8 protein-coding genes are annotated in these 12,956 nt (G+C 67.8%); 3 read left to right on the top strand and 5 right to left on the bottom strand.

Features of this window, described 5'->3' with window-relative positions:
- Window positions 1-8: 8 nt before the first annotated feature.
- From ACZ50Z_RS07590 to ACZ50Z_RS07600, 3 genes are read left to right on the top strand one after another with little or no spacing between them, the layout of a single operon-like run.
- Window positions 9-2,363: a CaiB/BaiF CoA transferase family protein gene (locus tag ACZ50Z_RS07590; RefSeq protein WP_464482990.1), complete on the top strand. Its 2,355-nt coding sequence runs from the start codon at window positions 9-11 to the stop codon at window positions 2,361-2,363.
- On the top strand, window positions 2,360-3,121 hold the full coding sequence (locus ACZ50Z_RS07595; protein WP_464482991.1) for an SDR family NAD(P)-dependent oxidoreductase: 762 nt from the start codon (window positions 2,360-2,362) through the stop codon (window positions 3,119-3,121). The genes ACZ50Z_RS07590 and ACZ50Z_RS07595 overlap by 4 nt, the downstream gene beginning before the upstream one ends.
- Before the next feature lie 19 nt (window positions 3,122-3,140).
- On the top strand, window positions 3,141-4,400 hold the full coding sequence (locus tag ACZ50Z_RS07600) for a hypothetical protein (protein ID WP_464486131.1): 1,260 nt from the start codon (window positions 3,141-3,143) through the stop codon (window positions 4,398-4,400).
- Between the two features lie 2 nt (window positions 4,401-4,402).
- On the opposite strand, the gene ACZ50Z_RS07605 is transcribed toward ACZ50Z_RS07600, so the two are convergent.
- The 5 genes from ACZ50Z_RS07605 to car form a co-directional block, all read right to left on the bottom strand.
- Complete coding sequence (locus ACZ50Z_RS07605; protein WP_464482992.1) at window positions 4,403-5,770, bottom strand: HNH endonuclease signature motif containing protein; 1,368 nt, start codon at window positions 5,768-5,770, stop codon at window positions 4,403-4,405.
- Between the two features lie 140 nt (window positions 5,771-5,910).
- Window positions 5,911-7,023: a M24 family metallopeptidase gene (locus tag ACZ50Z_RS07610; protein ID WP_464482993.1), complete on the bottom strand. Its 1,113-nt coding sequence runs from the start codon at window positions 7,021-7,023 to the stop codon at window positions 5,911-5,913.
- Window positions 7,013-8,248 carry a M24 family metallopeptidase gene (locus ACZ50Z_RS07615; RefSeq protein WP_464482994.1) on the bottom strand — a complete coding sequence of 412 codons (1,236 nt, stop codon included), beginning with the start codon at window positions 8,246-8,248 and terminating at the stop codon, window positions 7,013-7,015. Before ACZ50Z_RS07615 ends, ACZ50Z_RS07610 begins: the two co-directional genes overlap by 11 nt.
- The gene (locus tag ACZ50Z_RS07620) at window positions 8,245-9,417 is read right to left on the bottom strand and encodes an amidohydrolase family protein (RefSeq protein WP_464482995.1); all 1,173 of its coding nucleotides are present in this window, start codon (window positions 9,415-9,417) and stop codon (window positions 8,245-8,247) included. Before ACZ50Z_RS07620 ends, ACZ50Z_RS07615 begins: the two co-directional genes overlap by 4 nt.
- Before the next feature lie 19 nt (window positions 9,418-9,436).
- Entirely contained in the window at window positions 9,437-12,940 is a 3,504-nt protein-coding gene (gene car / locus ACZ50Z_RS07625) for a carboxylic acid reductase (RefSeq protein ID WP_464482996.1), read from the bottom strand.
- Window positions 12,941-12,956: the final 16 nt, after the last annotated feature.

The following is a 12,956-nucleotide window of genomic DNA, read 5'->3' on the forward strand; positions in this document are numbered from 1 at the left end:
GGGCGCGCATGTCGGCGCTGACGGCCTTCAGGGTCATCGAGTTGGCGGGATCGGTCGCGGGGGAGTACTGCGGAAAGCTGCTGGCCGACTTCGGCGCCGAGGTGATCAAGGTCGAGGCGCCGGGGCGCGGCAGCCCCACCCGGGCCATGGCGCCCCGCCTCGCCGACGGGTGCGAGGGCAGCGGCCTGTTCGCGTACCTCAACACGAACAAGCAATCGGTGGTTGTGGATGCCGAACGGCTGCGACAGCTCATCGACACCGCCGACGCGGTCATCGACGACGGCGCCACGGATTGGGCGCAGCGGCACCCGAGCGTGGTGTTCTGCTCGATCACACCGTTCGGCGGGAATGCTTCCGCCGAGTACGCGAATGCCAAGAGCATCAACGTGTTCCACGCCAGCGGTTGGGGCTATCACACCCCCAGTCATCCGGACCCGACCAGGCCGCCGCTGCGGGGGCCCGGCCGGTTCCTGGCCGACTACGAGGCGGGGCTGGAGGCGGCCCTGTGCATCGCGGCGGCGTTGTTCGGGCGCCTGCACTCCGGCCGGGGCGAGGGCATCGACGTCTCCCAGCACGCCGTCCTGGTCTCGCGCGCCGACTGCATTCTGGGACGCCTTGTCACCGGCGAAGTCCCCGCCCTCGGCGCCCGCGACGACTACGACCAGCAGGGCCCGGCGTCGTTCTTCGCGTGCGCCGACGGCTTCGTCTATCTGTACATGACCAGCCGCGCCCACTGGCTCGGCGTCAAACAGCTGATGGGCCACCCCGGTTGGCTCGACGACTTCGACGACGACTGGCTGGAGTTCTCCGTCACCCCGGCCAAGGTCGCGGCGTTCCAGCGGGGTTTTGCGGCATGGGTCCGCGATCTGTCCAAGGAGACCGCGGCCGACGAGGCCCAGCGCCTGGGCGTGCCGCTGGTGCCGGTCAACGAGGCCGCCGACCTGCACCGCTCACCCCAGTACCTCCACCGCGGGTTCTTTTCCGACGTCAGCCACCCCGTGGTGGGCGATGCGGCATACCCCACGGTGCCGTACCTGTTCAGCGCTTCCCCGGCGGAAATCCGCTCTGCGGCACCGGCTCTCGGTCAGCACACCGCCTCGGTCCTGGACCGCCTCGATGCCCCGCACGCGCCACCGGCAACGAGGGCGGCGCAGCTGAAGCCGCCGAAGACACCGCGTGGGGGACCCTTGGAGGGCGTGCGCGTCGTCGAGCTCACCAAGGTCTGGGCCGGCCCGTATGCCGGCAAGCTGCTGGCGCTGTTGGGCGCCGAGGTAATCAAGGTCGAAACTGCGGCGATGCCCGAGGAGATGCGCGCCTACGGCGGCACCGACGTCAACCACGCGCCGTTCTTTCTGAGCATCAACCCCGAGATCTTGAGCGTGGACATCGACATCAAGTCCGCCAAGGGCATGGCGCAACTGCGGGACCTGATCGCCCGCAGCGATATCGTCATCAACAACCTGCGGCCGGGGGCGATGGAACGCCAAGGCCTCGGGTATCGGCAGCTCACCGAGATCAAACCCGACATCATCTCGGTATCGATCAAAATGTGGGGCAACGACGGACCGTTAGGGCATCAGACCGGCTATGCGCCCTGCTTCGCCGCGCTCGCCGGACTTGCGCCGCTGGTCGGCTATCCCGGTGGGCCCCCGCTCGGAACCAGCATGCGCTACGGGGATTCCACCGTCGGCGCGGCGGCCGCCTACGCTGCCATGGTGGCGCTGCTGCATCGCGAGCTCAACGGCGCAGGGCAATTCGTCGACGTGTCTGCCGTCGAAACCCTCTCCTCGATGATCGGGGACTGCCTGCTCGAACAAAGCCTCACCGGGCGACGACTCGGGCCCGACGGGAACCACCACCCCGACATGTGCCCGCACGGCTGCTACCCGTGCGCGGAAGGCTCCTGGGTCAGCGTGGCCGTCACCAACGACATCGAATGGCAGCGGTTGTGCGGCGTGCTCGGTGCCGCGTCACTGGCCGACGACCCGCGCTACCTCACCTCAGAGGACCGGCACCGGCATTCCGACGCCCTCGACGCCGATCTCGCGGAACTGACCCGCAATCTCGATGCCGAGGAACTCGCGCACCGGCTACGGACGGCGGGAGTGCCGGCCACCAAGAGCGCCACCGCCATGGATGTGATTGCCGATCAACAGCTCTGGGACCGCGGACTGTATCGATTCGTTTCGGATCATCGCGAAGGCCAGCGACCGGTGCTGGGGCCGGCCTGGCGGATGACGCGCAACCCCGCGCGGATCGCGCGCGGCGCGCCGGACCTGGGCGAGGATACGGACTACGTTCTACACGAGATCTTGCGGGCGCCTTCACGCGCGGCCGGATCGCGACCGATGGGTGGATCATGACGACACTGGCGCACACCGCGGCTCTGGTGACGGGCGCCAGCAGTGGGATCGGGGCGGCGACGGCCAAAGCGTTGGCCGCCGAGGGCGCGACGGTGGCGCTCCTCGCTCGCCGCGGCGACCGGCTGGCCGAGCTGAAAGACGAGATCGAATCCGCCGGCGGCACAGCACTCGTCGCCACTGCCGATGTCACCGACGCCGAGCAGGTCGCGGCCGCCGTGGGGCGCACCGTCGCGGAGTTCGGGCGCCTCGACACCCTGGTGAACAACGCCGGGCTGATGCAGCCGGCGCCGGCGACCGAAGCCGCCCTGCAGGATTGGGACAACATGGTGGCCGTCAACGTGCAGGGCGTCCTCTACGCGACCCGCGCGGCGCTACCGCACCTGATCGACGCCGCCGCCGACTCCCCACGCGGCGTGGCGGACCTGGTCACCATCAGCTCCACCGCCGGGTGGGTGGCCCGGCCGAACACCGCCGTGTATTCGCTCACCAAGTTCGGGGTCAACGCGTTCAGCGAAGGCATCCGCCAAGAGGTGCTCGGCAAGCGCGTGCGTGTCGGCGTGGTGGGCCCCGGAACGGTCGATACCGAAATCTTCAGCCATCTGGCCGAATCCTCGCGGGAGGCCTTCGAAAAGCAGACGTCCGGCATGGTCATGCTGCGGCCCGAGGACATCGCCGACGCGGTCCTGTTCATGATCACCCGCGACCGGCGGGTCGCGGTCAACCACATGCTGGTCCGCGCCGCCGAACAGACCTGGTAGCGGTGTGAGTTCGCATTGGGTGCTCGGTGATCAGTATGGATTGCCGATCCCGGCGGACCCTGCGACCTTGCTCAGCGGCGGAGCATCGTTGCTCACCAAGGCCTTTCGCGCCGCCGGGACACTCGGCGACAACAGCGTTATCGGCATCAGCGACTATCGCGAGATCAGCGGCGGCAGCACGGGACGCAAAGTGGTGCTATCGGTCGAATACGACCGTCCCGCACCCGATCTGCACACCGATCTGTTCGTGAAGTTTTCACGCGATTTCGACAATCCCGTGCGCGACCGCGGCAAGACGCAGATGGAGCCCGAGGTCCGCTTCGCTTCCTTGTCGCGCGCCGCGGAATTTCCCATCACCGTGCCCAGCCCCCTGTTCGCCGACTACCACCGTCCCACCGGCACCGGCCTGCTGATCACCGAGCGAATCAGCTTCGGCAGCAACGGGATCGAGCACCAATACCACAAGTGCCTCGACTACGAAATGCCCGAACCCCTGGGGCACTACCGCGCACTACTGACCGCGCTCGCTCGCCTCGCCGGCACCCACCGCTCCGGCCGGCTCCCGGCGGAATTGACCGCGCCCTTTCCGGTGGACGTGCAGGCCGCGACGGTGGGAGAGCGGACGCCGGCGTCCGCGGAAAAGTTGGACCGAAGGGTGAGCCAGCTCGCCGAATTCGCGCAGACCCATCCCGGGTTGCTGCCGGCGAATGTCTGCTCACCGGAATTCCTGACCCGCTTGCGGGACGACGTGCCCCGCGTGGCGCTCCACGAGCAGGCGATCGCACGCCAATTGGCCGACGACTCCGACTATGTCGCGCTGTGTCACTGGAACGCCAACATCGACAACGCATGGTTCTGGCGCGACTCCGGCGGCACGTTGCGTTGCGGTCTGATGGACTGGGGATGCGTCGGCCAGATGAACCTGGGCATGGCGCTGTGGGGCGCGATGTCCGGTGCCGAGACCGAGATGTGGGACGGCCATCTCGACGATCTGCTGCACCTGTTCGTCACCGAATACGAGCGGTGCGGCGGTCCGCAACTCGAGACCGGCCGGTTGCGTCGGCACATGCTGCTCTATGCGGCGGCCATGGGGGTCGCCTGGCTGCTGGACGTACCGGCCTTGATCCGCAAGCGATTCGACACCGTGCCCGCCACGCGTAAGGATCCGCGCATCCGGGATGACGAAGGCGTGCGCGCGCCGCTGCAGATGCTGTCGAATCTGCTGAGTTTGTGGGAATGGCACCGCGTGGGGGAGCTACTGGAAGAAGTGCTGCCGTAGCGTCAAACGGGGTCGTCGTCTTGGTCGTAGTTCAGGTTTCGTTCGGGGTGGTGGTAGGTGTTGGTGCGGGGTTGGTCGCGGTCGAATTCTGGAGGTGGTTTCCATTCGGTGTCGCCTTTGGCGTTTTTGCGGGTGCTCCAGCCGCCGGGTTGCAGCATGCGGTGATGGGGGCCGCAGGCGAAGGTGAGGTCGTTGACGTCGGTGGTGTGGCACTTGCTGTAGTCGGTGACGTGGTGGACTTCGCAGTAGTAGCCGGACACGGTGCAGCCGGGTGCGGTGCAGCCGCGGTCCTTGCCGTACAACACGATTCGCTGCCCGGGTGAGGCCAGGCGCTTGGTGTGATACAGCGCCAGCGCTTTGCCTTTGTCGAAGATCGCCAGGTAGTGGTTGGCGTGGCGGCCCAGGCGGATCACATCGCTCATCGGCATGATGGTGCCGCCCCCGGTCAGGCCGCGCCCGGCGGCGGCTTCGAGCTCGCGCAGGGTGGTGGTGACGATGATGGAGGCCGGTAACCCGTTGTGCTGGCCCAGCTTCCCGGAGGCCAACAGCGCGCGCAGCGCGGCCAGCAGGGCGTCGTGGCCGCGTTGGGCGCGCGAGCGGGTGTCGGCGTCGATGGCTTCTTGGCTGGGCGTGCCATCCACGCAGGGGGTCGGGTCGCCGGGGTTGCACATGCCCGGGGCGCCGAGTTTGGCTTCCACGGCTTCGAGGGTGGCGCGCAATTCTGGAGAAATCAGGCCCCGCAACGGCGACATGCCGTCAGCGTGTTGGTTGCCCAGGATCAGGCCGCGCTGGCGGGCGCGGTCCTCATCGGTGAAGGAGCCATCGGGGTTGAGGGCATTGGCCAGTCCGCGGGCCAGCTCTTTGAGGTGTTCGGGGCCGAATTGGGTGCCGAGATCGGCCAGTTGGGCTTCGGCGACCTCGCGGGCCGCGGCGCTGACCCAGCCGGGTAGGTGGTGGCAGAAGTTGCGGATCACCGCCACCTGGCCCGCACCCAGGGTGCCGGCGCGTTGGGCGGCGGCGGTGGCGGCCAGGGCGGGCGGCAAGGGTTCACCGGTCAGGCCATGGCGTTGACCTAAATCGGCGGCTTCTTTGATGCGCCGGGAGGCTTCGTTGCGGCTGATCAGGGTGCGCTCGGTCAACGCGTGGGAGAGCCCGGCGCCCAGTTCTCGGGAGGGGACCTGGCGGGCAAGGGAATTGAGCAGCGGATGCTCGATGACCGGAAGGCGCCGGCGGAGTTTCTCACAGCGCTCCAACACCGCCAGCTGCTGCTGGATGGTCAACGCATCAAGCACCAACCCGCACGCGCGGTCCACCTCGGCATCGAGCGCGTCGAACACCGCATCGACATCGGGCAGACCAGTTGGACTCACACCGCCAAACAACGACACCCACCGACAGAAAACCCCGGATTGTGACTACTGAAACCACAGTGACACAAGGTATTTCGGTATACGCTTCCGATATCCGTAATCGCGCCCGCGCGAGGCGGGGAGCGCCCGCCGCCGTTAAGCTACGCCCAAACCGGACTGTGGGTCAGCACGTCGGGACCGTCCTCGGTGATGTGGACGGTGTCGCGGCGGAACACCGCCCCGACGCCGTGTCGCCACACGTAGCCGGTGATCGCCAACACCATGCCCGCCTCGAGGTGGTCGTGTTCGCCCGCGGCCACGAGTGTTTCGGACACGACGGGCGGGTCGAAGCCCAGCCCCAGGCCGTGCGCGATCGGCATCGGCGGTATCGGCTCACCGACCGCCTCGTAGGCGCCCAGCAGGTCACGGGTGGGCGCGCCGGGACGACAGGCGGCAAGCATCCTGTCGTACAACGCGTTTGACCGTTCGAATAGCGCGCGGGCGTCGGCCGTATCGCCGACCGGCCAGGTGCGTCCCACCTCGGCGACGTAGCCGTCCGCCAGCGCGCCGGCGGCGAACGCGACGAGGTCGCCCGACCGGATTTCGTGCGCGTCAGCGCGGCGCCACGGCTGTTCCCGCGACGTCACCCACGCGGCGTCCTGGGTGGCCGGCGTGCTCACCCCGCCGGCGGCCATCGCCTCCATCATGACGCCGGCCAGGGTCCGCTCGGATGCACCCGGCGCCAGTTCGCCCAGTGCCGTGGCGAGTCCGTGTTCGGCGACGCGTAGGGCCGCGTCCATCGCGGCGATTTCGTCGGGAGTCTTGATGCGCCGCGCCTCGCGCATCGCCGGTTCGGCGTCGACGAGTTCGGCGTTGGGAAACGCCCCGGGGAGCAGCGCCGCGAAAGTCGGTGTGATCGCGTCGGTTCCGACCCGCCGGGCCGACTCGGCGCCGTCGACCTTCTTCAGCACGTCGACGAGCGTCACGGGATTCCACGCCAGGCCGTAGAGGTGATCGTGGTCGATCTCCTCCGGGACCCCCTCATCGTCGGTGCTGTTGAGGTAGATGTCTCCGGTGGCACGCACCAGCACACACATCGGCCCGAACGGTCGTGTCCCGGCGATCCACAGCTGCGGCGCGCCGGTGACGTATCGGATGTTGGCCTGTCGCCCGAGCACCAGGATGTCGAGACCGTGCTCGTCCATCTGGGCCAGCGCCCGTTCCCGGCGCCCGGACCGCAGCGCCCCGGGGTCGGGCAGAACTTCAGTCGCCATAGGGCGTGTAGGGGTAGTCGGTAATCGGCACGTAGCCGTCCTCGGTGATCACCACGATCTCCTCACTGCGATAGCCTCCTGTGCCGTCCTCCCACATGACTGGTTCCAAAACCAACACCATGCCATGCGGGAAGACGAAGTTGTCGTCGAACTCCTCGCCGAGATCCGTTCCGATCATCGGTGCCTCGGCGGGATAGGTGCCGATGCCGTGCCCCAGATAGAAATGCGGAAGCCACGGTTTGCGCCCGCCGTTGGCGGCGATCGCCGCGCGGGCCAAATCACCAGACGTCGCACCGGCTTTCGTCACCGCCAGCACCGCGTCCAGAACGGTGCGCCACCGCCGGAACTGGTCCTGCTGCCGCGGCGTGGGCCGCTCGCCGACCACCCACGTTCGGCCGAAGTCGGAACAGTATCCGGCGTAGGTGATGCTGATGTCGGTCCACAACACATCGCCGGCCGCCAGTTCGCGATCGGTGGGCAGCAGCGGTAGCGCTAGGTCTCCGTGCGTGGTCCACACCCCGGCCTCCCGGGAACTCGGCATTACCTGCCAGATCGCCTCCAGCATGTTGGTGGTGGCGCCCAGCTCGAACGCGCGCCGGACGAAGGTGGCCGAAAGATCGATCTGGCGGACCCCCGGCACCAACGCCTGCTGCACGCCCACGATGGCCTGCTCGGTGATGCGGGCCGCCCTGCGCAGACAGGACAATTCGTCGCGGGTCTTCACCAACTGCGCCGCGCCGACCACGACCGCCGCATCCGTCGGCGGGCCCGCCGGGAAAAGCTTGGGCGCCGCCCGCCGCATCGCCCCGGTGAGTTCGTCGACGGCGATGCGGGCGCCCGGCGGGACGATCCCGGCCAGGCGTCGCGCGAAATCCTCGACACCATGGTCGAATTCGAGGTAGGCGGGGCCGTGCAAGTGGTCGTCGGGCACCGGCGCTTCCACCGACGCTCCGCTGCGGAATGGCATGAACAGGTGCGGATGCACGTCGTCGGCGAGCACGACCGCAACCGGGCGCTCCACGTGGGACAGGCCCGCATCCAACAGCGGCCAGCTGGCCCCCGTGGCGTAGCCGACATAGCCATTCAGCAGCAGTATCAGCGCGTCGACGCCGTGCTCGGCCATCGCCGCCCGCAGCCGCGCTCCCGTCTCGGTGCGCATGCGGGGAAAATCCGGCTCGTCGGGGATGTCGAGCACCGAGCCGAGGGCGGTCGCCGAGTTCGTCATGCGGAGATTCCCAGGAATTTCTTGATGTTCCCGCCGACAACGCGCACGGCGTCCTCGGGCCCGACGGCCTCGACCACCGCGGCCAGCGACCTCTCCGAATAGCCGAAAGTGCTTTCGTTGTGCGGGTAGTCCGACGACCACATCACCTTGTCGATGCCGATCTCGTCGATCTGCCGCAGGCCCACCGGATCGACCATGAACGAGGCGCACATGTGCGTGTCCCAGTAATGGCGGACGTCACGCTCGGGCTGGTGCGCCAGCATGTGCCGATACGAGGCCAGCACGTGCTCGGCGTCCTGCAGCGCCGTGGGCACCCAGGCGATCCCGCCCTCGAACCAGCCGATGCGCAACCGCGGGTGCCGGTCCAGGATGCCGCCGAAGATGTACTTGGAGAACATCTCTCGGAATGAGTCGATGTTGACCATCATGGCCACCGCCACGCTGTTGACCTCGCTGGGGAACTTGGGCTGACTCTCGCCGATGTGGTGTGTGACCGGCAGACCGGCCTCTTCGATCTCGTCCCATACCGCGCTCATCGGCGTGCTGGAGTAATCGATGGGTCGACCGTCGCGGTCGTTTCCCGGACTGATCGGCATCAGGAACGTGGTGAGCCCCAGCGACTTCAGTTCGGTCAGCGTGCGGCGGGCGCCAGCCGGATCCCACCAGTTGATCAAACCGACTCCGTAGCAATGCCCGTCGGAGCGCTCCTGCACCTCGGCGATGTGCTCGTTGTAGACCCGAAAGATCCGCTCGCGGATCTCGTGGTCGGGATGATGGAACAGCGCGAGCACCGCGTTCGGGAACGCCAGTTCCTTGTCCACGCCGTCTTCGGCGAGCTCGCGCACGCGGGCTTCGACGTTGTTGGTGGCCGCCCCGGCGAGGTCGTCGTACTGCATGAGCACCGCGCTGAAGTCGCCGACCACCATCGACTGCCCGGCCGGGCCGAGCAGATACGCGCCGTCCTCATACCAGATCCGCGGGGCCTGACCCTTGAGCTCGTCGGGAAATCGCTCGTAGAAGATGTCGTCGGCCACCGAGATGTGGTTGTCAGCGGAAAAGACTTCGGTGCCGGCCGGCAGGCCGGTGCTGAACTCCGCGGCGTGACCGCGACGGTCCTTGGGCGCACCGATCACGCCGTCGGGGTAGAGGGTTGGGGCTGGGCTGGACATCATCGTCCCTTCGTTGCGATCACCTGCGGAGCACACCGATCCGTTCCAGGTCGGCGAGGTACTTCTCGATCAACTGCTGCGAGACATGGGGGATGGTGCGACCCGCGTGTTCGACTGCGGACCGGAATCGGTCTCCAGGCACCGGCGACCCGGCGACCGCGGTCATGGGCTCACGGTAGACGTCCAACACCGTCAGCACCGAGTGCGTTCGCTGATTCTCCGGCAGCGCGCGCATCGCGGTCTCGAACCGGGACAGCCAGGTCGGGTAGTCGTCGATCTTCTCGACCGGATATCCCGCCCCGATGATCCAGTCGACGAAGGTGTCCAACGAGATCGCGTCGTCGTGCGGATTGGTCGTGTTGTAGGTCTGGAAGCTGCTGCCATGCCGTGGCCCGACCGCGGCGATCGCGTCGGCCAGGAAGTCGACTGGCAGCCCCTCGTAATGGGGACGGCCGCCGTCACCCCGGTAGAACGAGCGCGGCGCGACGCCGGTGGCGACCAGGCTGAACAGCAACCGGGTGAAGATGTCGGGCACGTTGAGCTGTCCCGCGTAGCGGCTGTCGGCCAGGATCATGCCGGGCCGGAACACCGCAATGGGTAACCCGCACAGGTCGTGTGCCTCGCGCATCAGGACCTCGCCGGCCCACTTGCTGATCCCGTAGCCGTTGGCGTAACCGTCGTCGACGGCGCAGGTGGGCACCGAGCGACGAATGTCGGTGTCTTCGTCGACGAGTTGATGTGCGACGGCGCTGACGCCCATGGTGGAGACGTAGTGAATCGGCTTGAGCCTGGCCGTGATTGCCAGCCGGACGATCTCGGCGGTGCCCACTACGTTGGTCGTGAACAACTGGCGATAGGGCAGCACATGGTTGACGTGGGCTGCCGGGTGCACGACGAGATCGACCTTCTCGGCCAGGCGTCGCCACGTCACCTCGTCCAGCCCGAACCCCGGCTCGCCGATGTCACCCGCGACGACCTCGAGGTGCTCGCCGGCCAGGGCTCGGAAGCGCTCCAGCAGTGCGGGGTCCGAACCCAGCGCCGCCTCGATGCGCCCACGGGCCTGCGCGGCATCGGCGCCCCGGACCAAACAGATCACAGTGCCACCCAGGCGCGCGAGTCCCTCGAGCCATTCCATGACGAGGAACCTGCCGAGGAATCCGGTTGCGCCGGTGAGGAAAACGGTGCGAACCTCGGCGGTCGGCCTCGGCAGCTGCGTCGCGGTTTTCAGGATGTCGTCGTCAATGAACTTGTTCAGGGTCAGGTCCTCGGCGCGCACCTCGGCGGTGTCGGTGTCGTGCACGGACGCGTATGTGGGCGCGGCCGCGCCCGTGGTGCGCCGACGTTCGATGTGGCCGGCGATGGTGAGCAGGTCGCCGGTCGGGTCGATCACCACGCCGACCGGGACTTCGATGCCGTAAATGTCTGCGAGCAGTGTCGAAAAGGTGAGCGCCGACAGGGAATCGCCGCCCAGGTCGACGAACCGCGCCTCGGGGGACACGTCGGCCGCGGGCACGCCGAGGGTCGCCTGCACGGCCTTGGTGACGGTCGCGAGCACCGGCTGATCCGCGCCGCCGGTCCGCAGCGCGCGAAGCTGGCCGAGCTGATCGTCGGCCATGCGCGTGTACAGCTCCTCCAGGCGGTCTCCGTAGCGGGCTTTGAGCTTGGGCCGCAGGAACTTTCCGACGCCGGAGAGCAATCCGTTGGCAAGGCTGAACGGCTCCGTCTCGATAAGGAAGTCGCGGGGGATCTCATAGCCGTTGAGTTGGTTGTCGCGGGCGATCTCCCGCAGCGACCGGGCGATCGCCGACGGGTCCGCGCTGCCGTCGGCCGGCACGACCACGGCAAGCAGGAACGAGCGGGCGCTGTTGCCATAGATGTAGATCTGATGGACCAGGGCGCTGGTCGAATACAGCGCCTCCAGGCGCGAGACCGCCACGAACTCACCCTGGGCGAGCTTGATGACGTTGTTGCGGCGGTCGACATAACGCAACCGGTCCGGGCCCACCTCGGCCATGATGTCACCGGTCTTGTAGTAGCCGTCCTCGTCGAACATCGTGGCGGTCAGGTCGGGCCGGTTGTAGTAGCCGGCCATGAAGCGGGCCGACTTCACCGCCAATTCGCCTCGCGGATAGGGCTTGTCGGTGTTGAAATAGCCGAGCTCGGGAACGTCGAGAAGTTTGTAGTCGATCACCGGCGGCCGCAGCACGTGCTCGTCGGCCACGATCATCCCACCGGCGATCTCGGTCGACGAATAGCCGATCAGCAGGTGCTGATCGAGCACGTCTTCCATGAAGTCCTTGATTTCGGGAGACAACGCGGCCGAGCCGCAACCGACCGCCAGCACGCGGCCGCCCAGGATCTCCTCGCGGATGGCCGTGGTGATCTGTGCACCGGCGGTATCGGGGTCGGCGCCGGCCATGACGTGGCGGTCCAGTTCGCGCTGGTAGTGGTGATAGAACATCTCGCAGACGCGCGGCACCAGGCTCATCGACGTGGGCCGCACCAGCGAGAGGTCCTCGAACAGTGTCGAGAGATCGCTTTTGGCGGCGAAATAGCTCGTGCCGCCGTTGGCCAAAGTCAAGATGACATAGCCGTAGCCGATCAGGTGGCTCATCGGCATGTAGCTCAGGGTGATGACCGGCTGGTCGGACTGCGCGAGCCAGGTGCCGATGCACAGGCTTTCGGTGAACATCGCGCCCTTGGGTGTTCCGGTGCTGCCCGACGTGTAAAACACCCAGGCCAAGGGGTCTTCGCCAGCCGGAGCGACGTGCAGGGGAGCGGGCGGCAGGACCGCACCATGGGTGGCGACGGCATCGATCGTTTCGAGGGTCAGCGGGCTGGCCGCTTCGGACAGTCGCGCCCGTGCGGCCTCGACGCCGGCGCGCTGGTCGTCGTCGCGCGGTTCGTAGTCGAAGACGATCAAGCGCTCCGGCGGGGTGCCCGCCAATGCCGCCTCGACCGCGGTCGCGAGGTTGTCGACGCCCACGGCCAGGATGCGCGGTCGGGTTTCGGCGAGGATCGGGGCGTGCTGGCCGGCCGGCGCGCTGGTCTGCAGTGGCACCACCACGGCACCGAGGTGGATGCAGGCGCACTCGATGGCCGTGTAGTCGATGCTGGCGAATCCCAGCACGCACACGAAGTCCCCCGCACCGACCGGGGCCCGTTCGTGGTGATGCCAATCGGCCGCCAAGGCTCGCACGCGGGCCCACAGATCGGCGTAGGTGACGGGCTCGAACCGCGGCAGGAAGCGCAGCGCCGAATGCCCGGTCTCCGGATCGGTGACGACCTCGCGAGCACGTCGCGCGAGCGCCGGCCGCCCGCCGTAGCCCTGCAGGACGGTCGCCATCACCTCAGCGATCCGCAGCCCCGGCGCGCGTGCGGCCGCGGCGATGTCGTCGTCGGGCCGGGTGGTGCGGAACTGGTCATCGTCGGTGTACAACCGCTCGCGCCGCCGCGCCAGGCGTTCCCATTGGTCCTGCTGTGCACCCGGATCTTTGACGTCACTGCGACCGACGAACGCCATCTCTCACCACTTTCTG

The sequence above is a fragment of the Mycobacterium sp. NTMscope_MAC_269 genome, from assembly GCF_976985695.1.